The sequence below is a fragment of the Arthrobacter sp. S39 genome (genome assembly GCF_004320525.1).
Lineage (GTDB): Bacteria > Actinomycetota > Actinomycetes > Actinomycetales > Micrococcaceae > Arthrobacter.
In genome coordinates, this window is sequence record NZ_SIHX01000003.1 from 198,525 (window position 1) to 221,774 (window position 23,250).

Here is a 23,250-nt window from a genome sequence, read left to right on the forward strand (position 1 = left end):
GCCTCCTCAAAGGGCAATGCGCATGCTCGTTTGTCCGGCTCGTCCGCACTATTTCACGAAGCAGTTCCTGGAGTCTGCCTCCATCGGGGAGGCTGCCCCGTCTGTCCTGACGATCATGACCTGGATGCAGGTGATGTTCCCGGGCGCGGGCTCAAGTTCCGCACGCGGCTCAGTTGTGACCTGGAAAGGCCCTGGTTCCCGGGTCACGAAGTCATTGACGTTCCACTTGTAGGTGTCGCCGTCCTTGGGCTGCGGGTTGGTCCAGGTAAAGACGACTTTCCCGTTGCTGCCCATCTCCCCCACCAGGTCTGTGACATCCGGAACGGTGCCGTTATCGAGGGGGTCTGCCGGGGGCTTGCTCACCTGGTCCGTCACCACAGGAGCCGGCGGGGGCGTGGAAGTTGACACCACGATGCCCACCACAACGGCAATGACAAGCAGCGTTCCGCCCGCGATGGCCAGCCAAAGATTCCGTTTGCCGGGGTCCGCTGGCACGTCCGGCGCGGACTCCAGCGCGGCGGGCTGACGGCTGACGGTAGCGTCCAGCTCCGGCTCGGGACCGGTCCGGGGTGCTGCTGCCGGTTGCCCGGGCGGAAGGACCGCGCCCGCCGGTACGCCGGGCCGCTGGACGGTTGCGTCCTGCGGAGTGCCGTACGCCGCAGCGGGCACACTGCCGCGGAGCATGGTGGAGTGTGCCCATTCACCAGCGGGGTTTCCGGACTGCTGGCCGGTGAAGAGGTTGCCGGGAACCTGTGGCTGCGCCGATGGTGCCGGCACTGCTGCAGGAGGCACGGCCGGCGCACCGGCCGGTGGAAAGGCCGACGGCGGAACGTCGGTCAGGCCCTGCGGCCGGGTCCGTGCCGGGAAGGTGGGCGCGCTGCCGGTCCGCTCCGGATCGATGGCCGCGATGCTGCGGACCCGGGTCTCCTCATAGCCGTCGTCCGGGTGGCTCTCGTCGGGGTGCGGCTCTTCGAGCACTTCGAACGGAGTGACTGACAGGTTCAGTTCAGCCTGGATCCGCTGCAGGGCCAGGGCGAAGGCGTGGGCGGAGGAATAGCGGGAGGCCGCGGATTTGGCCATGGCCGTCGACAGTGCCAGTTCCAGCGATTCCGGCACATCAGCCCGGCCAAGGCGTGGCAGCGACATCGTGCTGATGCGTGAAATGAGCTCACGCTGGGAGTTGTCGGCCCCGGGCATCACGAAGGGCGACCTTCCCGCCAGGAGGGTGTACAGTGTGGCACCGAGCGCCCAGACGTCCACCATAACGCCGTCGATATTGCCGTCCGTGAACTGCTCCGGCGGTGACCAGGGGATGGACATCCCGGCGTCGTCGTCATCATCGGAACCACCGAGGGTTCCGGAAATCCCGAAGTCCGTGAGCGCCGGGCGGTTGTAGTCGGTCACCAGGATGTTGGCGGGTTTGATGTCCCGGTGGGCAATGCCGGCGCGGTGCGCGGTTTCGACGGCGGAGGCCACCTGGATGCCCACGGCCAGGACCTCGTCGACGCTGAAGCGCTGCCTGCGGTACCGGACGTCCAGGCTGGGGCGTGAGCAGTATTCCATGGCCAGGTAGGAATGGCCGGCGTCGGTGACCTCGGCCTCGTAGATGGTCACGATGTAGGGGTGTGAGGACAGCTGGGCCATCAGGTTGGCTTCGGACTCGAACCGGCGGCGGGCGCCCTCGGTCTTCAGGTCCGAGAGCAGGACCTTGACAGCCACCTTGCGGCGGGGCCGGTCCTGTTCGTAGAGGTAGACGTCTGAGAAGCCGCCTGAACCCAACAGGCTGATGTAGGTAAACCCCGGGATAGGGGGCGGCGGCGCGATGGGCCGTTTGGAACTCAAAGAATCTCCTCAAAGCGCAGCGAAATGCCGTCGCCCAGTTCTGCGATGTCGCCGTCGAGCAGGATGGCCATTTCGTTCTGGGCCAGTCGCCTCGGCTGCTGGCCCTCCCGGACCAGGACAGTGCCGTTGGTGGCCTTCAGGTCGCACAGCATCACGTGCCAGCCCTCGAGACGGACCTCCACATGTGACCGGGAGATATCACCGCTGGGGCTGGCCACCTGCACCAGCCGGGGCATAACGCCGCCCTGGACGCGTGATACCGACGGCTGGCGGCCGATGACGAGGGACTGCTCAAGGTCCACAAGCTCGCCACTGGAAACGCGCATGCGGCCGAGGCGGGGCCGGGGCACCTGCACGGCGTCCGACGGCAAGGGCTGCCCGCACGCCGCGCATTGGGCGTGGGTCGGCGGATTCGCGTGGCCTTGCCCGCAAACACGCGCCAGCACCATGGGGCCGGTGGATCCTGCGGCGCCCGGTCCGGCAGCGGGCGCCGGGTGCGCGGCCATGCGGGCGAGGTCGCTCTTCATGATGGTCTGGCCGTCGTGGTCGCCATCGTCATGGCCACCGCTGGCCGGGGCGGGCACGGAACCACGCACCGGTGGGATGGCCCCGCCGGTGCTCCACGGTACTGAGTCGATCAGTCCCCCGGCCGGCACCGGTGCAGGTGCAGGTGCAGCTGCAGCTGCAGCTGCAGCTGCAGCTAAGGGTGCCACGGCCGGCGGCGTTTCCCCGGCGGACGGCAGCTCCGGCGCGGCAGGGGCCGGCTTCTCCGGCGCTTCGTCAACAGGCAGGCCGTCGGGATCGTCACGGACAGCCGCATCTTCAATGCTGCGGACCACGGTTCGTTCCCAGAGGTGGTCGTAGGTGCTGGTCTGTTCAGAGGCCGGCACAGCCCCGTTCGACGCCGGTTCCTCCTCAGCGGGCGGCACCGCCTCTTCGGCTGGGGAAGCGGCATTCTCCGCCGGCCCGGCATCCGGTTCCCGGGCAGGCAGGTCTTCATCGTCTTCGTCCATGACACCGATGACGGTTTCGGCCGACGCACCGTGCTCAGGCGAGGGCAGCACAACCGGCGTTACCGCCACGGGGTCTGCGGCTATTGCCGGTGCTGCACGTTGCCCGGCAACCGGCATCGCGGCGGCAGCCCCGACGCCGCCGTCCAGGCCCACCGTCAGGGCCTGCAGCAGGACGACACCCTCCTGGAGGGGCAGCGACTGGCCGGCAGGATCGCCGCCCGGGACGCTGAGGCGGTACCACTCGGGGGCTGTGAGGTGACGTTCGGCCCACGTTGTGACGTCGCGCCCGTGAAGCGCCACCGGCCCGCCGGCCAGCTGGACGGTCAGGTCCAGGTCGCCACGCAGGAAAATGCGGAGCGAATCCTGGAAATCGACGATTCCGAACGGCGGGATGCCGGCCAGCGATACGCCAAAGCTGCTGGTGACCGCGTGGAGCAGCTCATGGACCTCCGGCCGGCTCTCCAGCAACTCCCAAAGGGAATGGACCAACTGCGGCGGTGTGCCTGGTCCAAGCAGGATGGCCGTCCCGGACCGGACAATGCCCAGCCAGGTGCCGGGCACATAGTTATTCGCGGCCATCACCGGACTCCTCGCTTTCATCCGCGCCCGCCGTTGCCGGCCGTGAGGCGTCAACGACCTGGGACCGCGGCAGCGTGATCTCGTCCTCGGCGCCAGCACCCGGACGCGGCGCCGTGGTGGCCATGCCGGCGTCGTTCATCACGTTCTTGGCGTCCACCACAATGACCGTGACGTTGTCCCTGCCGCCGTTCCGGAGGGCGGCCTGGATCAGCGCATCCACCGCGTCCTGGGGGTGGGCAACTGTGCTCAGGATCCGGAACATGTGCTCGTCGGTCAGCTCGCCGTTGAGCCCGTCGGAGCAGACCATGATCCGGTCGCCCTCTTCCACCGGCAGCAGCCAGTAGTCCGCTTCGGTCTCATCCCCGGTGCCGAGGGCACGGGTCACCACATGCCGGCGAGGGTGGACAGTTGCCTGCTCCGGCGTGATTTCGCCTGCATCAACCAGTTCCTGGACCTCGGAGTGGTCCACGCTGACCTGGGCGAACTGGCCCTGGCTCAGCCGGTAGGTCCTCGAATCGCCGATGTTCATGACCAGCCAGTACGGCATACCCATCTGCTCGACCACCACGGCGCCTGTGAGGGTTGTGCCCGCCCGCGCGCCGGTAGCCTCCCGGATCGCGTTATCGGCCTTCACCAGGTACTGCTGGATCACGGCGGCTGTAACACTGCGTTCGCCGGTGGCCAGCTGCGGCATCGCGGCCAGGGCCCGGACGCACATGCCGCTGGCGATCTCGCCGGCCTCGTGGCCGCCCATCCCGTCCGCGACGGCAAAAACCGGATCGGAAGCGATGAAGGAGTCTTCATTGAGTTCGCGCCGCAGCCCGCGGTCCGTGCCATAACCGTAGCTAAGGCTCAACCCGGACTCGTGGTCTGCAGCAGCGGGAACGCTGGCGGCTTGGGAATTCATGCCTGTCCTAGGTGGAAGGAGCGGTCACCAAAGTGGACTGTGGATCCCGGGCTGACAAAAGCGGGTACGCCCGGCTGGAGCGGGGTACGCAGGCCGTCCGGAGTGGTGACGGCGCTCCCGTTGGTGGAGTTCCTGTCGGTCACCCAGACCCCCGCGCCGTCCGTGAGGACATGGAGATGGGTTTTGGAAATCGACCGGCCAGGGTCATCCACCGCCAGCAGCTGCGCCTGCTGCTCGCCCGCCTGCCCCACGGGGTTCCTGCCCACCAGGACGTTCCGGTCGAGCTGGAAGTCCCGGCCGTCGTCGAGCCTGATCCGCAGGACGGCGGCCGGAGCCGCCGCGCGGACGCCGCCGCGCATCTGCGTGCGGTCATGGTCGTCGTCCGGGTGCGCGTTAGCTGCGGCGTGTTCCGGGGCCCGGTACTGGACTGCGGTGGCGGGCGCTGCCGGGTGCTGCTGGATGGCCGGAGCCTGTGGCGCCATGGGGGGTTGATGCACAGCAGGAGCCGGCGGGGCGAGTGCCGGCTGCGCGGCGGTGTGCGGTGCCGGCCCGGCTGGTTGTACTGCCGGCGGCTGCCACTGGTTGGGGTTGAGGGGCGCCTGGGCGTTGATGACCTGAGGCGTTTTTGCGGCCCCGGCCACCGGCGAAGCGACCTGCTGGACGGGCGGCAGGTCCAGAGGCGCGAAGCTGTACGGTCCCTGGATACCGCCCGTCGCAATGGGATTCCGCCCGGCTTTGACGTCAAAGACGAGGGTTTTCGCGGCGGTGTCGTGCCAGCCCCGGAGCCTGCCGTTTTTATCCCAGGCGTTCGATACCACCACAAGCACCGCCCAGGCGGCGCCGATGAGGGCCAGCGGCGCCAGGATGAAGAGGGCCGCATCGAACCACTTGAAGATGACCACCACGGCTGCCGCCAGAACGGCCAGCAGGATGCCGGCGCCGGTAATGAGGCCGCGGAGGAACACCCCTCCCCCGCCGGGTCCGTAGCCGTCTTTGTCGGCACTGCGGATGCCCATGAGCCGGTTGCCTATAGTGATTCCCGAACGGGCCTCCATACCCGCCAGGACAGCGATGTAGACGAGGGTGAGTCCCAGGCCGATGCCGCCGAACAGGACAAGTGACCCGGTGTCGTAGATGATGAACCCGCCGCTTTGGGTGCGCGTTACCCCGGCGAATCCGATGGCGAAGGTCACCGCGAGGACCGCAAGCGGAGCGAGCCAGTCCAGCACTGCGGCCCCCAGCCGTTTGCCCGCTGCGGCCGGAACCAACCCAAGAGTCACTGCCATGCCCGTTCTTCCCCCTTGACCGTGGACGGCCTGTGTCATTCCGGGACCGCTGTCAGCGGGGGCCCGGTGTACTACCGGGATAGTACCGGGAATCCCGGACGCATGCTCAGCGGCACGTTCCATCTGCGCCCGCTGGGCGTGGTCCAGGTTGCGTGCATTCCGGGCAGCCCTGTTCGGCAGCGGGGCGCCGCAGGCCGTGCAGAAAGTGGCCCCGGCACGGATCAGCTGCTGGCAGCGCTGGCAGCGCTCGGAGTCTTGCATCATGGTTCGGTGTGGTTCTTCCTGCCAGGGTTCCTGAGAACGGTGGACTCATCAGGTTCGGAGGGGGCTGCGGGGGTTGCCGCCGGGCCGCCCTCCACCCTACCGTCAGCCGGCTGCGGTGCGGCGGAACCCGGCTGCGGTGCGGCGGAGCCCGGGCGCCGCAGCGAAGCGAGCCCCAGCCCGGCGCTGCGCAGCTTGAGGGCCGCGCGCCCGTCCGCCAACAGGGACCTGGGCGAGAACCTGGCCTGCTGGCGGCGCCAGAAGCCCACCGTCGCGGTCATTTCCTTCAGCGAGCCGTCCACGATGGTCCAGTATTCCTTGACCTCTTCCTCGCTGGGCTGCCCGGCACCGAAGATCGAGGCATCTGCCCGGCGGGCGAGGAGGGTGGTGGTGGTTCCTGACCCCGGGAAGGCGTCAGCGACCACCGCGGCGCTTTCCCGGCGGGTGGCGCGGGTGTCGATCCCGGCACCCATGTCAGTCGCGAGGCTCAACACCTCGTTCCAGCCCCCGCCGACGCGCTGCGCCGGGTGGCCGTCCGTGAAACGGGACTTCCGCCGTCGTGACTTGAGCAGGGCGATGAGCAGCAGCGGCAGCGCCAGGATGGACAACGGAATGAGTGCAATTCCGAGGGCCCCGAGGAGGGCGCCCCAGAACAGCCAGGGGTTGTTCTTCTTCTGGTCCGCGTCCAGGGCATCCGGGGAGGAATCCGGCGGCAGGTCCGCCGGTTCCTGCGGCGGCGGCGGAGGCTGAAGCACCTGCGGCTTGGGCTTGGACTTGTTTTCGGGGTCCGGCGGGATGGGAATGTTGTCCTTGGGCGGCGTCGGATCGAAGCTCACCCAGCCCACCCGGTCGAAGGCGACTTCCACCCAGGCATGGACGTCCTTGCCGGTGATCTTCACCTCGCCGGCGCCGTTCTCGGGGCTGGTCGGCTCGGGGTAGAAGCCCATGACCACGCGCGAGGGGATGCCCAGGTGGCGGAGCATCAGCGACATGGCCACGGCGTACTGTTCATCGTCGCCGAGCATCTGCTTGGCCGTCAGGAGGTTCCGGATCCGGGACGAGCTGTGCCCGGACACACTCGGCAGCTGGCCTTCGGTGACCAGCCCGTTGCTGAAAGCACCGGTCTTCTGGAAGTGGGCCTCGATCTGGCGGACACGGTCGATCGCAGTGGGCGCGTCGGCCGAGAGGTCGTTGGCCTGCGAGCCCACCACCGGCGGCACTTCCTGGGCGTCCGGCAGGGTGATTTTGGCGAAGTCGTACTGCGTGAGCTGGCCGTGCTCCAGCTTGACCGGGTCCGATACCTGGACGCTGTAGGAGTCACCCTTCGAGAGTCCCTGGGTGGTCACGGCTGTGTCGGTGCCCGAGTTGAAGTAGAGGCCCGAAGCCGCCGCTGACGCACTCTGGTCAAAGCTCAGGCCGGTGGTCTTGCGGCCGCCGGGAACGAAGTAGCCCTGGTAGTCCTGGATGGTGATGTCAATGGAGTAGTCGTTCGTGGGCACAACACTGGAGGTATCGGCCAGGGTGTTGATGGACTTGGTGTCCCCCACCTTGCTGAAGCTTCCTGACCCGTTGGGGTCCATGTTGTAGTTGGTGCCGTTGAACGCGTCCAGCGCCCCGAGCCGCACGCGGCCGTCCCGCGGCAGGCCCTTGACCACAAACAGGGTGTCGTCCTTTTTATCCTTGACGAAGGTCCGGAAGCTTGCCAGCGGCGTGATGTAGTCCTTGGGGTCAAACGGCGGTACCACCACGTTGCGGAGCACTTTACGGTCATCGCTGGCGGTGACCAGGGGGGCTGCGACGGCGGTGATGGCCACGCTGGCGGCGATGACGGCAGCCGCCGTGCCGAGCCGGCGGATTTTCGCCCGCTGGGCAGTTCCGGCGTCGCTTTGCGGGCGGTTGACGGACACCTTCCGGGTGTCGCTGCGGCGCAGTGCGTCGCGCCGGAAGGTGGCCCACGCGATCGCGATCACGGTGAGGCCGATACCCCGCTCCACCGTAAGGAACGCGGCGTTGGTGCTGAAGGCGATGCCGGTGACAAAGAGGGCGAGCACCGGGAGCAGCGGCCAGTACGGGCTCTTGGCCCGCCACGTGAGGATGCCTGCAACCAGCGCGGTGAGCAGGGAGCTGAGGAACGGGACAATGAGCACTCCCCCGGCCGTACCAACCGGCACGCCGACAGTCAGCATGTCCTTCCAGGCGAACACCACGCCCAGGAGCAGCGTCCGGAGGGAGTCCAGGCTGGGGAGGAAGCCTGCGATGGCGGCCTCCGGCACGGCCAGCACGGTTCCGAGCACAAGGTAGGCGCCCAGGGCCAGGGCCGTGGTGATGAGCAGGCCGAGCCGGAGGTGGGCGTTGGCGGCGGCGAGGGCCAGGCCCAGGATGATGCCGCCGAACCCGGAAAGCAGGTAGTAGGCGTCCCCGCCGAAGCTCAGGCTGAAGCCCAGGACACCCAGCCCGAGCAGGACGGTGAGCGCCCCGGCGTCGACCATAAAGTGCCAGGGCGGCCTGCCGTCGGCGAACGCGGACTGGTGCTGTTGCTGCCGGGATGCCCGGGGGCGGAGGTCGGATGCGGAGCTCATGCGGCCGCCTTTCTCAGGACGATGGCAAGGTCAGCAAGGTCACCCAGGGTCAGCACAGTCAGGTCGGCGATGTTGGCCCGCGTCGGCGCGGCGCCGGCCTGCAGCCGCACCGCGAGGCTGCGGACGCCGGGGGCGACGGAAGCAGAGGCGGAGCGCAACTGGGTGGGTGTGACATTGCTGCCCACCACGAAGAACACCACTGAGGCGTTGGGGACCGTGTCTGCGAGGGACCGGGCAAGGTCGACGGCGGTACGGCGCATGGGTGCCCCGACGATCCTGGTCATGTCGTCCAGCATGTTGCGCCCGGTTTCGCAGCGCAGCGGTCCCTTCTGGGTCAGGACGTCCAGTTCGCGCTGTTCCCGGATGGCCTGGCGGCCGATCGAGGCGGCGGCCGAGATCGCCATCTCGAACTCCTGTTCGGAGGCGTATTCCTCCGTGTTGATGGACAGCGAAATGGCCAGGTGGGCGCGGCGGGTTTCCTCGAACTGGCGGACCATCAGTTTGTTGGTCCGTGCGGTGGTCTTCCAGTGGATGTGCCGCCGGTCATCCCCTGGCACATAGTCGCGAAGCGCGTGGAAGGACACGTCGGCACTGGAGAGGTCCGTGGTGGGCATGCCTTCAAGGTCGCGGATGAACCCGGCTGCCGAGCCGGCCAGGGCAACCGTGCGGGGATGGACGAAGAGGTCCTCCGGCTCGGTCCACAGCACCTGGCGGCGCAGCAGGTGCAGCGGGTCCGCCCGGACGGAGCGGACCGGGCCCACCACGATGACGGCGCGGCGGGCGGTGGGGATGGTGAACAGGTCCTCGTGGACCTGCTGCGGCTTCATCCTGGGCAGGTGGAACACCGCCGTGGCAGCACCGACGGGCAGCTCCAGGGCGGCGGGCAACAGCGGACGCGCGGAGGTGTTGGAGACCGCGATGCTGCCCACTGCGCTGTCGCCCACGGCGACGCGGGTCCGGGCGAGGTCCAGGACCACGCCGTACGATGAGCGGCCCAGGATGAATCCGACGGCGATCACAAAGAGGACAAACGCGGCGATGGCTGCCGCCTTGGCTTCCTGCCAGCCGAAGGCCTGGCCGGTGGCCCATAGCAGGATGGCGGCCGCGAGCACGGACCAGCCCAGGATGCTCACCACTGACAGCACCGGCCACGCGTACCGGAGCCAAAGGTCCCGGACTTTCCGCCAGGCAGGGGCCAGGGCCAGGCCGGCCGTGCTGGTGGCCTCGGCCCAGAAAGCCGAGGGGTGCAGCCTTGTGGGCTTGCCGTTCCGGTGGAGAAGTTGCCGGAGACGCTCAGCAAGCCGGGTCAACGGAGTGCTGCTGGACATAGGAGAGCCTTCGTTTGCGCTGGGTGGTGGTCGGGGGTCCTGGAACCGTCAGAGAGTGGCGCGCTGCTGGGGGGCAGCCACGTCCGACAGCACACGGGTCAGGACAGCCTCTGGGGTGGCGCCGGAGAATTCAGCCTCCGGGTCCATCACAAACCGGTGCGTCCACACCACGGGAGCCAGTTCCTTGACGTCGTCGGGCAGGACGAAGTTCCGGCCCTGGCCGGCAGCCCAGACCTTCGCGGCGCGGACCATGGCGATGGCCCCGCGCACGGAGACGCCCAGCCGGGACTCGGGCGCGTTGCGGGTCTCTTCACAGAGCCGGGAAATGTATTCGAGCACTGCAGTGTCCACATGGACGGTGGCTGCGAGGTCGGCCATGTCCGCCACGGCCTGGGTGGTGATTACTGCGGAGAGCTCCTTGGAGCGGTCCTTCAGGTTCGTGCCGCCCAGCAGCCGGACCGTGGAGGCGTGGTCCGGGTAGCCGATGGAGGTCTTGATCAGGAAGCGGTCCAGCTGCGCCTCGGGCAGCCGGTAGGTGCCCGCCTGCTCGATGGGGTTCTGCGTTGCCATGACCATGAACGGCCGGCCGGCCTCGTAGGTGACGCCATCCACGGTGACCCGCGATTCCTCCATGACCTCAAGCAGCGCCGACTGGGTCTTCGGCGACGCACGGTTGATCTCGTCGGCCAGGACGATGTTGTTGAAGATCGGTCCCTTGTGGAACTCGAACTTCTGCGTCTTCTGGTCGTAGATGGTCACGCCGGTCACGTCCGACGGCAGCAAGTCCGGGGTGAACTGGATGCGGTTGTTGGAGCCCTGCACGGTGGCCGCCATGGCCCGCGCCAGCATGGTCTTGCCGGTGCCTGGCGCGTCCTCGAACAGCACGTGGCCTTCCGCGAGCATTGCCGTGAAGGTCAGCCGGATGACGTGCTCCTTGCCCAGCACCGCCTGTCCGACGTTGGCAACGAGCTTTTCGAAGGTGCCTGCAAACCATTCGGCCTGCTCGGTTGTCATTGTCATGGGTGGATCCTCTTCTTGTTCAAGGTTTCGTCGGGCCCGGAAACCCGGGCCCGACCGTTGGGTCAGGTTGTAAGGGGCTAGCGGTTAGGCATCCCGTTGGGCGGGTTGCACCCCAGGTTCGAGGTGTCGCAACGGATCCAGTTGCCGGCCGCCATGCCGGAGGTCAGGTGGTACCAGATGCCGCTGGGGTTGTTGGACGTCTTGTACCAGACCTGGTAACGGTCCGATTGCGCGGCGGCGCCGGCGTCAAGCCACTTGCCCTCGCCGTTGCATTGTGACGGATTGCCGGCGACATAGCTGTCGGTCCCCTTGCGCGGTTCGGTGCAGCTGCGGACCGGGGTTGCCGTGATGTTCCACGAAGTGGGCGGCGGCGGAGTCGGGTCGGCACCGGACCTGGACGTTACTGGTCCGCCGATGGCACCGTTGACCGCCGTCACGGCACGCACGCGAAGCTGGCGGGGCTGGTCCCAGCCGCCGGCGGACCTGTCGTAGCGGTTGGCCTTGCCCACGTTGATCCAGCCGCCTCCCTCGTAGCTGACCTCGTAGTAACTAAGGGGCCGGCCGTTGGTGTTGGGGTCGTTCCAGGTCCAGTGCACGTCACCGTCACCCTGGGCCGAGGTCCGTCCGTCCACGTTGGGCGCATTCGCTGGTCCGTAGGGGTTGCCGGTGCCGATCGCCTGGGCATCACCTGCAACGTTGTTCCTGGTGGACGTGGCAATGATGTTGATGGTGATGTTCTGTCCATTGGGCAGGCCGTTGATGTTGCCGCCAGGGGCGTTGATCGGCCCGGACTGACCGGTTGATGCGCGGTAGGAGTAGGCAATCTCACTGGCTGTGGATCCGTTGCGCTGGGCCTCGGTGAGCGGCGTGAAGGTGACCTGGAGCTGACCGCTGTTCCCGGTGTCTGCCACGGTTCCGCCGCTGACCTGGCCCGGCTTGCCGGAGGCCCGGATGGCTGCCGACTGGGCGCTTGTGCCGCTGGTTCCCGCCTTGTTCGTGGCGGACACGGCAAAGGTGTAGTTCGTTTCGGAGTTGTCCACCGTCACGTTCTGCGAAGTGCCGGTGACCTGCTGGCTCGCCACCACCGCGCCTCCCCGGAGGGTGGTCAGTGTGTACGAGGACACAGCATCGCCGTTGTTGTTCGGCGCGGTCCAGCTCACCTTCAGCTGGCTTTGTGAACCCACTGAACCCGCCTGCGCCGCAGATGGTGCCGCGGGTGTGGCCGGAACGCCGGCCGGCACCTCGGCTGCCGAGTAGGGACTCCACTCGGAGGGGTCCTTGGCGTCGTTGCGGGCCAGGACCCGGACCTTGTAGGACACGCCGTTCTGGAGTCCCTTCCAGACGTAGCTGACCGCTGTCAGGTTCTGGATCTGCGCATTCTGTCCCGGCGGGGCGGGCGAGATTTCCAGGTCATAGGACTTGACCGGTGACCCCTTGCTGGCAGGCGCCACCCAGTTCACGGAGAGCTGCTTGTCACCGAACTTCAAGGTGGGCGCCAACGGGGTGTCGGGCTTGACGTCGGGACGGACCTCGGCGGAGGCCGGGGATCGCTCCGACTCACCAAACTCGTTGGTGGCCGTCACCTGGAAGTGGTACTTCGTGTTGTTGATGAGACCGTTCAAGGTGCACGTGTTCGCCGGGCAGTCCTGACGGAAGCCGGACTCGCCATACACCGTGTACTTGGTGATGGGGGAACCTCGGTCGGCCGGAGCGGACCAGTTCAGCAACGCCGTCTGGTCCCCCACGCTCTGCGCCTGCGGCGTGGTGGGTGCCAGCGGCTTGTCCTTGACGGTCAGGCGGATGCGGGCCGTAGCCTGCCTTGAGGATTCCCCCGTCTTGTCCGCCACCGTGTAGGACACCACCATGGACCCGGAGAATCCCGGAGCCGGCGTGACCACCACGGAGTCGCCGGACACCTCCACGTTCCCGCTTCCGGTTTCGGCACCCGCGGCCACGATTTTCAGTGCCGTCTCCGGGAACGGGTTCGAATCGTTGGCCAGGACCTTCACCGTGACCGGCTTTCCGGCGGCCGCACTGGGTTCGAGGTCATCGTTGGCCACAGGTTTGGGCCGGTTGGAAGCCGTCACGGCCAGCTGGTAGGTGGCGGTGGCCTCAAGCCCGCGTGAATCCTTGGCCTTCACCTGGATGGCGCCTGTTGTGCCGGTGGACGTCGAACCGTCAACGGACGTTTTAAGGGTCTTGCCCTCGATCCTCGCGTTGAAGCTGGCCGGGCTGCCGCCAACCAGTTCGTACTTCATGTTGTCAACGTCGTCCCGGTCGGGGTCCGACGTCAGGGGGCCCAGGTCCAGGTCCGCCGATTCGCCCTTGGGAACCTCAACGGTTGCGCCGAGCAGGGTGGGCGGGTTGTTCCGGTTGGGATCGGGCAGAACCTTGGTGCGGATGCTGAGGGTGGACTTCAGGCCCTCGGGATCGTCCGGTCCGCTGCCGTCGGTCACTTCGAAGCTGAGCGAGCCCGGCCCCACATAGTCGGTGCCCGCGGTGTATTTGAGCGACGTCGCGCTGCCGCCGGTGGGGTCGCCGCCGTCGGCACCGATGAACTTGATCCGGTCTGTCTGCGTGATCCGCGGGGAGCGTCCTTCCCGGACCTTGACCCACTCGTTCAGGTCCACAGTGACGGACTGGCCGGCGATGACCTCGATCACCTCGTCCTTGGCGAGGGTGGGGACCTGCTGCCCGATGCCCGGCACCCAGATGATGGCGGTGGACTTCTGCCCGTCCACGTCCTCCACGGTGTACGGAATCAGCTGCGGCTGCTCCGTCAGATCAACAATCATGGTCCCGTCCGTGCCGGGACGGGCGGTGGTGGCTTCGGTGCTGATCTTCAGGTTCTCGCCCACGCCGTCGGGGTCTTCGTCGTTTTTCAGGACCGGAACATCCACGGCCGTCTTGCCCATGGTCTGGGCTGAGGTCACCCTGTCGTCGCGGGCAATGGGGGCCTGCAGAGGAACCTCGTTGTCCACCACCACGCGGATGGTGGCCTGGCCGGTGGCGTCGCGGTCATCTGCGATGGTGTAACGCACGTTGACCGTCCCCGCAGCACCCGGCGCCAGCAGGATGATGCGGCCGCTGGTTTTGCTGACGGTGGCCTGCAGGGCGTCGTCGGCCTCGATGCCGTCGGTGAGGATGCGGATGATGTCGCCGTCGGGATCGGTGTCGTTTCCGGTGGCGTCGACGGCGATCTGGCGTCCGGGCCGGACCTTGACTTCGTCGTCCACGGGGGTGGGGTTCTGGTTGGTTTCGCCCCGCGGGGCAATGCCCACCGTCACGGTGCCGGTGTTGACGGCGCCCTGGCGGTCCACCACCTTGTAGCGGAAAGTGTCGGTTCCGGCTCCGTCACCGGCGGCGGTGAAGTCGATGAAATTGCTGCCCACAGTGGCGGTTCCCATGGCCGGGGTGCTGTCGATGCCGGTCAGCTGCACGGAGTCGCCGTCGGGATCGATGCCGTCCAGCGGCACCGGGATGCGCACCGTGCCGGCGGCGACAACGCGCGCGGTCAGGTTGCGGGGCTGGGGCCGCGAATTCTCCGATCCTTCCAGCGGAAGGATGTGGATGGTCACCGCGGCAGCGCTTTTCTGCCCCTGCGGATCCACCGCGTTGTAAATGGCCCGGACGGTCTTCGGCTGGGAACCGGCGATGAACCGGAGCGTGTTTTCCGAGACGAAGCTTTTGCCGTCCAGCGCATCCACGCCCTGCGGCAGGACCGGGTCCACGGTCAGCTTCTCACCCTGCGGGTGTGTGTCGTTGTCGAGCACGGGAATGGTGACGACGTCGTTGACCCGGACGTTCACTTCGTCCGGTTTCGGCTGCGGGGCTTCCACGACGGCGGGAGCGGGCACCGGGACGACAGAGACGCTGCCGGTGGCGGACTTTCGGCCGTTGGACATGGTGTATTCGAACAGGAACGGTTCCTTGGTGCCCAGGACGTCGGTGATGCGAAGGACGCTGTGGTCGATCACGCTGACGGACGCGGTGATATTGTCCGGCAGCTGCACGGACTGCAGGACCAGTACTCCGCCGGAGGGGTCGGAGTCGTTGGCGAGTGGGTCAAGGAGCACGCTTCCGCCGGTCGGCATCAGGGCAACGTCATGGACGGCGACGGGGTCGCCGGTGTCCTTGCCGGATTCGACGTCGACGCGGATGAGTCCCTGGCTGCTCTGCGGGCCGTTGCTCGCGATGTACGTCAGGTAGACAGGACCAGGGGTGGTGCTCTTGAAAGTGAAGGTCCCGCCGTCGGTCACGGGACCGAGTTCGGCGGGTCCGTTGGCTTCCACCTGGGCCAGGCGCAGTGCGCCACCGTTGGGATCGACGTCGTTCTTCAGGGGCGCGATCACCAGGTCCTGGCCGACGACGGCTGTGACGTGGTCGGCGTTGACGACGGGGGCGAGTGCGCCAGGCGGCTGGACGTTGACCACGACTTTTCCGGTGACCGTGGCGCGGCCGTCCCAGATGGTCACGGTGACGTTCTTCTTGCCGGCGGTGGCACCGGAATCCTGGAAGGTCAGCAGGCCGTCGCGGCGGACCTTGACCTGGTCCTGGTCGTTGTCCGCCTTGGCGTCCATGAGCACCAGGTCGTCGCCGTCGGGGTCCATCCAGTCCGTGAGGATGTTCTGGCTGACAGTCTTGCCCTGTTCCACCAGCATGGTGGTGGCGTCACCGCCGCGCTTGAACTGGGGTGGCCGGTTTTCCTCCGGGCCCACCACGCTCAGCGTCACCTGGCCGCCCGCCGACAGGCCGCGGCCGTCGGCGGCGTTGTAGTCGAATGTTTCGGTGCCCGGCTGTGCGTCCGCCGGCACCGAGATCTGGAAGGCGGTGCCGCCGTAGATGCTTTCGAGACTCCCGGCCTTGGGACCTGCGTTGCCGACGGCGGCAGTGAGGACGTCGCCGTCGGGATCGGAATCGTTGTCCAGGACGCTGAGGATGGTGGTGCGTCCGGGCCGGACGCCGACCGCGTCCGGTTTGGTTTCCGGCGGCCGGTTGGGCTTGGTGCGGTCCGGGAGGACGTTGATGGTGTTGTTGTCGGCAGATTCCTGGTCCTGCTCGTCCGATTCATTTTTGGGCGGGATGACGTCGTCCCAGTTGTTCACGAGCTGCATGTTCTGGTTCACCAGCCACACATTCCCCGAGTTCACATCATTCAAAACCACCAGGTCCCGGTTCACCCGGAAAACATACGACGGCGACGCACTCGCCTTCGGCACCTCAACGTTTTTGTCATCAGCATCATTCGTGCAGTCGCGCACGTATTTGTTCGCACCCGACCACGCCGCATGCACACACCCGCCCAACTGCACCGGCGCCGCAGGCACACCCTCACCATCGAAGGTGACAGTCTTCGCCGTCGAACCGTCCAGCGGCTGCTTCAACAACGCCTTCTGCGTCGAAATCGCCACAAAATCACTGCCCGGACCGCCCTGCTGGAGCTTCGCGTCCCGTGCGTTCTCCAACTGCAGCCGCTTGCCGCCGGGCAGGAACAGCTTGCCCGCGGCGGCATCAAGGACCACCGGCTTATCCCCCACCACCGTGATCTGCAGATCCCCGGCACCCTTGAGCTCACCCCAGGTACTCGAATCCGAGGACACCACCCCACCATTGGCGTCCACCGCAGTCACCGTCACAGCACCGGACTTCGGATCCGCGCTATAGATCCGGTCATCAGCGCCCACCGCGGACACCAGACCCTCCGAACCCACCATCACCGGCTCGGACGCCTCCTGGTCAAAACCATTCACCGTCGACGGCGACACCGCCCACACCTTGCCCGACGCCGCATCCGTCACAGAAATAACATCCGCCCCGAAGCTCACCTCCGCCGAACCCGGCAACTGCTTATCCCCACCCAGGCGCATATTCGCAGGAGAAACCTGGTTCAACGTCGAACCCGTCTCATCATCGACAAACACATCCCCCGCATTCTGCAGGATGTCAAACGTCGTACTCGCCGGAGTCACCGCACCATCAAGAACCCGCGACGGATAATTCAACCGCCCCACAGCATTCTTCGACTTACTGACAACCCACACACCGCCATCGTTCAACTCCACCTCAGTGGTCTTGAACCCCGGATACAACACAGCACCCGTCACCAACACCACCACCGCAACACCAAACGCCCCACCAGACACCAGCCGCTTATGGCGCTTCGTGAGTTTGTGATGGCGCTTCAGACCAAGCTTCCCCAGCAGAGTTGTCACGGCGTTACTTTTCCCTCAAATTTGTGGCGGCCCCCAGGCGAGCCAGTCGAAAGACCCGGTATCGGGCTCTCTGTTCCCCGCGTTAGCCTACCCAACGCCTTGCGGGGCTGCGATGGGGAGAGGTCCCCTGTCCTCGTTAGCGGCATTCCGGAATCCCGTGCGGGCCGGGGTTACCGAGCGTTGTGTTGTTGGAATGGATGGTCCGCCCGACGTAGCGGCCGTCAGCCTGCGAGCTGATCAGGTACCACTGGCCTGCGCCGCGGCCGTCGCCGGTGGTGCGCCACATCCAGCAGCTCACGGTGAAGTTGTCGCCGGTGTAGATCCAGGGGTACCCACGGACCTGACCGCCGCAGAGGTGGCCGGGAGTTGTTGAGTCCCATGAGGTCTGGCCGGAAGCGGGTGCGTCCGTGCATGTGCGGTAACCGGCCGACGGTACGGTGGCATCCCAGCTGGTCTTGGCCGGGCCGGACTGGGCAGCGGCCGTCGCGATGGCGCCGCCTGTACCGAGGGAGTTGACGGTCTGCACCTCGATCGAATGCCGCTCGTCGAAGCCACCGGTGTTAACCGTTCGGCTTCCCGACGCAGCTACCCGTTCCCAGGCCCCGCCGTCGATCCTGATCTGGGTGTACGCCACATCGTTGGTGGCCGTCGACGGAGAATTCCAGCTGAAGCTCAAGGACTTCTGGTTCTGGCCGCCGTTTTGTCCGGACGCTGACGGCGTGCCCGGCGCCCCGTAGGGAGTTGCGCGGGCGGGGGTGCTGGCATCGGAACTGGGTGCCACGCTGGAGTTGGCTGTCACGGTAATCGCGACCTCCGCACCGTTGCTGATTCCGCCCACGGTCGCGCCGGGCGTAATGGGTCCGCTGGCACCATTGCTGGCGTTGTAGCTGTAGCTGACCTCGTCCCGGGCCGACCCGTTCCGCTCGGCGTCGGTGAGCGGCCTGAAGTTGATGGTCAGCTGCCTGCCGGCTCCTCCGGTGTTGGCCGGAGCGGCTGTGACGCCGGAAACCTGGCCGAGCTTGCCGGTGGCACGGCGGGGCGCCGACGGGGCGCTCACGGCACCCTTTCCGGCTTTGTTTTCCGCCTGGACGGTGAAGGTATAGGAGGCCTCGGAGTTGTTCGCAGTAAAGTTCGCAGTCCGTTCCGTGCCGGCGACAGCCTGTGTCTGGGCTGCCCCGCCCCCGCCGCTCATCGTGACGTAGTAGGTCCGGATGGGATCACCGTTGGTGTTCGGTTCGTTCCAGCTGACCTTCAGCTGGTTCTGGGTTCCCACGGACGATGCCACGGCCGACGTTGGGGCCGCCGGCGCTGCCGGAACCCCTGCCGGGTTGTCCTCGGCGGAGTAGATGCCCCATTCGGAGGGACCGAGTTCGTTGACGGCCTGGGCCCGGACTTTGTATTTGACGCCGTTGGTGAGCGCAGGCCAGGTATAGCTCAGCCCGGTGACGCCGTTCTTCACCGCGACGCCGCTGGCGGGAGGCGGCGAGATCTCGAGGTTGTATTCCTTCACGGCCGACCCCTCCGTCTTCGCCGGCGCCCAGGTGATCTGCATGTCCTTGTCGCCGGCCTTGACGGCGGGTGCCTCCGGCGGTGAGGGTTTTTCGTCCGGCCGGATTTCGTTTGATGGGGGCGATGAAACGGACTCGCCCACCTCGTTGGTGGCGGTGACGGTGAAGACGTATTTCACGTCGTTGGTGAGCCCGCTCAAAGTGCAGGTTGTTGTCACACATTCCTGGGTGAATCCGCTGGATGTGACCGTGTATTTGGTGATCTGCGCTCCGTTGTCGGAGGGCGGGGCCCATTTCAGCACCGCAGTGCGGCTTCTGACATCGGTCGCAGCCGGCGCGGACGGAGCGTCGGGTTTGTCCCGCACCGTGAGCCGCAGGCGGCCGCTCGCTTGGCGGGACAGGTCGCCGGTCTTGTCCGTCACCGTGTACCGGATCACCATCACGCCCTTGAAGCCCTCGGACGGAGTCACCCTGATCGAATCACCCTCAACCACAGGCTGTCCGCTGGCCGAGCCCGTTTCCACGCTGGCCGCCACGATTTTCAGTGCCGTGTCAGCGAAGGGGTTGTAGTCGTTGGCGAGGACGTTGACGGTTTCGGTGCGACCGGCATTGGCCTTGTCCACTGCGTCGTCGTTGGCTACCGGCATCGGCCGGTTGGACGCGACGTGCCTGGCCAGAACCGTTGCCGTGACCGCGGGAGACCGGCCATCTGTGACCTTCAGCGGAATGGCTCCGGTGAATCCGACGCCCACGGACGTTTCCGCGGTGACTTTCAGCACTGGCCCGTCCAGCTCGGCCTTGAGCCCGGCGGGAAGGGTGCCGTCCAGTTCAAACTTGAGGTTGCCCTGGTCCTTTTCGTCCACGTCCTTTGCCAGGCCGGAGAGGTCCAGCGTGGCGGTCTCCGCTTTCGGCACGTCCAGGGAGCCACCACTGAAGGTCGGCGGATGGTTGGCGTTTGGATCAGGAATGACCCGGGTCATGATAACAAGGGTGGACTTCAGCCCTTCAGGATCATCGGCCCTGCTTCCGTCGGTGACCTCGAACGTCAGCGACCCTGGACCAACGTAATCCGGCTTTGCCGCATAGCGGAGGCCTGTGCCGTCGGAGACGATGACGCCCTCTGGGGAACCCCCCTGAACCTGTACTTTCTCCGCGACTGTGATGCGGGGCCGCTTTCCCTCCCGCACCTTCACGAACTCGTTCAGGTCAAGCGTCACTTCCTTGCCGGACATCACCTCTACGATGTCGCTACTGGCCAGGGTCGGATACTGCTCGCCGACGCCGGGAATCCACATGACCGCCGTCGAGGTTTGTCCATCAGTGTCCGTGACTGAGTACGGAATGAGCTGGTCCGCCGCCGCGAGCGTCACGACGACGTTTCCCGAGCCGCCGTCGCGGGCGTTGGGGTTGCCGTCAGGAATCGTAATTTTCAGCTCTTCGGCCACGCCGTCGGGATCAGAGTCGTTCTTCAGGACCGGAACATCCACGGCTGTCTTGCCCAGTGTCTCGGACAGGCTCACCCTGTCGTCCTTGGCAATGGGCCGCTGGAGTGGGGCGTCAGGGCTGACCCTGACGCGGATGACGGCGCTGCCCTGGGCTTGCTTGTCATCCTGGATCTGGTAGCGGATGCTCTCATTGCCCGCTGCGGCCGGTGCCCTGAAGCGGACCTTGGACGTGTCCGTTGCTTCAACCTGAAGCTCCGGCTTGGCTTCAAAAGAGTTCGAAAGCAAGGAAATGGGGTCGCCGTCGGGATCGGAATCGTTGGTCAGTGCTTCGACAGCTACGTTCCGGCCGGGCCTGATGTCCACGGCGTCGTCAATGGCGACCGGTTTCTGGTTGTTGGGTTCGGGCGGCGCGATGCCCACAATGACCGTCCCGGTGTTCTCTGCCCCGATCCGGTCGCGGACCCGGTAGGTGAAGGTGTCGGTTCCTGCTCCGTCGCCCGCGGCGGTGAATTCAAGGTAGCCGTCCTTGACCACCGCGGTTCCCATGCCGGGCGCCTTGTCAATGCCAAGGAGCTGGACGGAATCGCCGTTGGTGTCGATGCCGTCAAGAGGCACGGGGATCTTCACCACCATCCCGGCCACAACGCGGGCTGTGAGGTTCCTCGGCTCCGGTCGGGAGTTGCGCTCATCGTCGCGGGCCTGGATGCGGATGGTGACCTGCTGGGAGTCAATCTGGCCGGACTCGTTCTGGACTTTGTAGATGGCGTAGACGGTTTTCGGCTCCGGACCGGCGACGAACCGCAGGTAGTCCCCGGACACGAAGATCCGGCCGTCCGCAGCGTCCGGCTGCTGGGCAAGCTCCGGAACGAGTGTGAGCTTCCGGCCGTTCGGATCAGTATCGTTGGCCAGCACCGGGATACTGACGACGTCGTTGGTCCGGACGGTGGCTTCGTCCGGTTTGGCCTGGGGTGCCTGGAGTTTGGTGGGCGCCGGGACCATGAGGACGGAAATCTCTCCGGTAGCGGAGGAGCGGCCGTTGGAGACGGTGTACTTGATGGTCAGCTGGCCCTGGGCGCGGACGTCCGTGATCCTGACCACTGAGTGGTCCAGCACTGCCACGCTGACGGGCAGGTCGGCGTCGGCGGTGACGGACTGCACCACCAGGACACCACCTGACGGGTCGGAGTCGTTGCCCAGCACGTCCACGAGGACGTTGCCGCCGGTGGGCAGCAGGGCAATGTCGCGGACAGCGACGGGCACTCCCTCGTTGTTCCCGGGCACTACGTCAACGCGCACCAGCTGCTGGGCGCAGGCAGGGCCGTTGGTGACGAGATAGGAGACGTAGTGGGCTCCGGGAGCGGCGGAATTGAAGGTGAAGGTCTGCTGGTCCGGATTGAGCGTGGCCGTTGACTGGGGATCCGCCGTGGCCTGGGCCAGCCTCAGCACTCCGCCTTGCGGGTCGGAATCGTTTTTCAGTGGCGTGATGACGGTGTCCGCACCCGCGACGGCTACGACGTGGTCGGCGTTGGCGATCGGCGGGAGTGCTCCGGGCAGGCGGACATCCACGGTGATCTTTCCTTCGGCGGTGGCCTGGCCGTCAGAGACTGTAACGGTCAGGACCTTACGGCCCGGTGCGGTGCCTGAGTCCTGGAAGGTGAGCTGGCCGTCGGGACGTATCCTGACCTGGTCCTGGGGATCGGTGCTTGTTGCCGATACGGCGAAGAGGTCATCGCCGTCCGGATCGATCCAGTCCGTGAGGATGTTCTGGGTGATGTTCTTGCCGGCCTGCAGCACCAGGGTGGTGTTGCGGTTCGGCTTTTGCCGCGGTGCTGAGTTCTCGCCGGGCGGCACGATGTTCAGGGCGACGTCGGCGGTTGCGGACAGTCCGCGGCCATCGTCCACCGTGTATTTGAAGGATTCGCTGCCGGTTTTGTCGGCGGGCACAGTGATCTGGAAGCCTGTGGAGCCGTAAATGGGTGCCACGGACCCGGATTTCAGGGCATCGGGCGTGCGGACCGTCAGGATGTCGCCGTCGGGATCGGTGTCGTTGTCCAGGACCGGCAGGATGGTGGTTTTCCCGGCGCGCACGCCGAAGGAGTCCGGGTTTGCCACCGGTGCGCTGTTGGGCTTGGTCCGGTCCGGCAGGACCGTCTGCTGGACTTCGTCGGCGGAGTCCTTGTCGGCGTCGTCGGAGGTCTCCTTGGGCGGGATGACGTCGTCCCAGTTGTTCACGAGCTGCATGTTCTGGTTCACCAGCCACACATTCCCCGAGTTCACATCATTCAAAACCACCAGGTCCCGGTTCACCCGGAAAACATACGACGGCGACGCACTCGCCTTCGGCACCTCAACGTTTTTGTCATCAGCATCATTCGTGCAGTCGCGCACGTATTTGTTCGCACCCGACCACGCCGCATGCACACACCCGCCCAACTGCACCGGCGCCGCAGGCACACCCTCACCATCGAAGGTGACAGTCTTCGCCGTCGAACCGTCCAGCGGCTGCTTCAACAACGCCTTCTGCGTCGAAATCGCCACAAAATCACTGCCCGGACCGCCCTGCTGGAGCTTCGCGTCCCGTGCGTTCTCCAACTGCAGCCGCTTGCCGCCGGGCAGGAACAGCTTGCCCGCGGCGGCATCAAGGACCACCGGCTTATCCCCCACCACCGTGATCTGCAGATCCCCGGCACCCTTGAGCTCACCCCAGGTACTCGAATCCGAGGACACCACCCCACCATTGGCGTCCACCGCAGTCACCGTCACAGCACCGGACTTCGGATCCGCGCTATAGATCCGGTCATCAGCGCCCACCGCGGACACCAGACCCTCCGAACCCACCATCACCGGCTCGGACGCCTCCTGGTCAAAACCATTCACCGTCGACGGCGACACCGCCCACACCTTGCCCGACGCCGCATCCGTCACAGAAATAACATCCGCCCCGAAGCTCACCTCCGCCGAACCCGGCAACTGCTTATCCCCACCCAGGCGCATATTCGCAGGAGAAACCTGGTTCAACGTCGAACCCGTCTCATCATCGACAAACACATCCCCCGCATTCTGCAGGATGTCAAACGTCGTACTCGCCGGAGTCACCGCACCATCAAGAACCCGCGACGGATAATTCAACCGCCCCACAGCATTCTTCGACTTACTGACAACCCACACACCGCCATCGTTCAACTCCACCTCAGTGGTCTTGAACCCCGGATACAACACAGCACCCGTCACCAACACCACCACCGCAACACCAAACGCCCCACCAGACAC

Annotated in this window: 9 protein-coding genes; all 9 read right to left on the reverse strand. The window is 66.4% G+C overall.

Translation table 11 applies throughout. The features are described 5' to 3' along the window. Window positions 1-48: 48 nt before the first annotated feature. The 9 genes from EYS21_RS07480 to EYS21_RS07520 all read right to left on the reverse strand — a co-directional run bounded on the left by EYS21_RS07480 (window position 49) and on the right by EYS21_RS07520 (window position 22,821). Window positions 49-1,842 carry a serine/threonine-protein kinase gene (locus tag EYS21_RS07480; RefSeq protein WP_131132573.1) on the reverse strand — a complete coding sequence of 598 codons (1,794 nt, stop codon included), beginning with the start codon at window positions 1,840-1,842 and terminating at the stop codon, window positions 49-51. Continuing rightward, complete coding sequence (locus EYS21_RS07485; protein ID WP_131132574.1) at window positions 1,839-3,434, reverse strand: FHA domain-containing protein; 1,596 nt, start codon at window positions 3,432-3,434, stop codon at window positions 1,839-1,841. The genes EYS21_RS07480 and EYS21_RS07485 overlap by 4 nt, the downstream gene beginning before the upstream one ends. Next, window positions 3,421-4,341, reverse strand: coding sequence for a protein phosphatase 2C domain-containing protein (locus EYS21_RS07490; protein ID WP_131132575.1), 921 nt, complete (start codon window positions 4,339-4,341; stop codon window positions 3,421-3,423). The genes EYS21_RS07485 and EYS21_RS07490 overlap by 14 nt, the downstream gene beginning before the upstream one ends. Further along, window positions 4,338-5,891: an RDD family protein gene (locus tag EYS21_RS07495; protein ID WP_165478276.1), complete on the reverse strand. Its 1,554-nt coding sequence runs from the start codon at window positions 5,889-5,891 to the stop codon at window positions 4,338-4,340. Before EYS21_RS07495 ends, EYS21_RS07490 begins: the two co-directional genes overlap by 4 nt. Then, window positions 5,888-8,467 (reverse strand): transglutaminase domain-containing protein, encoded by a 2,580-nt coding sequence (locus tag EYS21_RS07500; RefSeq protein WP_131132577.1) that lies wholly within the window; start codon window positions 8,465-8,467, stop codon window positions 5,888-5,890. The genes EYS21_RS07495 and EYS21_RS07500 overlap by 4 nt, the downstream gene beginning before the upstream one ends. After that, window positions 8,464-9,795 (reverse strand): DUF58 domain-containing protein, encoded by a 1,332-nt coding sequence (locus EYS21_RS07505; protein ID WP_131132578.1) that lies wholly within the window; start codon window positions 9,793-9,795, stop codon window positions 8,464-8,466. Before EYS21_RS07505 ends, EYS21_RS07500 begins: the two co-directional genes overlap by 4 nt. A gap of 48 nt (window positions 9,796-9,843) precedes the next feature. Next, window positions 9,844-10,815: a MoxR family ATPase gene (locus EYS21_RS07510; RefSeq protein WP_131132579.1), complete on the reverse strand. Its 972-nt coding sequence runs from the start codon at window positions 10,813-10,815 to the stop codon at window positions 9,844-9,846. A 77-nt stretch (window positions 10,816-10,892) separates the two neighbouring features. Continuing rightward, window positions 10,893-17,027, reverse strand: coding sequence for an Ig-like domain-containing protein (locus tag EYS21_RS07515; protein ID WP_131132580.1), 6,135 nt, complete (start codon window positions 17,025-17,027; stop codon window positions 10,893-10,895). Window positions 17,028-17,163: 136 nt separating this feature from the next. Beyond that, on the reverse strand, window positions 17,164-22,821 hold the full coding sequence (locus tag EYS21_RS07520; RefSeq protein WP_347559546.1) for an Ig-like domain-containing protein: 5,658 nt from the start codon (window positions 22,819-22,821) through the stop codon (window positions 17,164-17,166). Between the last annotated feature and the right edge of the window lie 429 nt (window positions 22,822-23,250).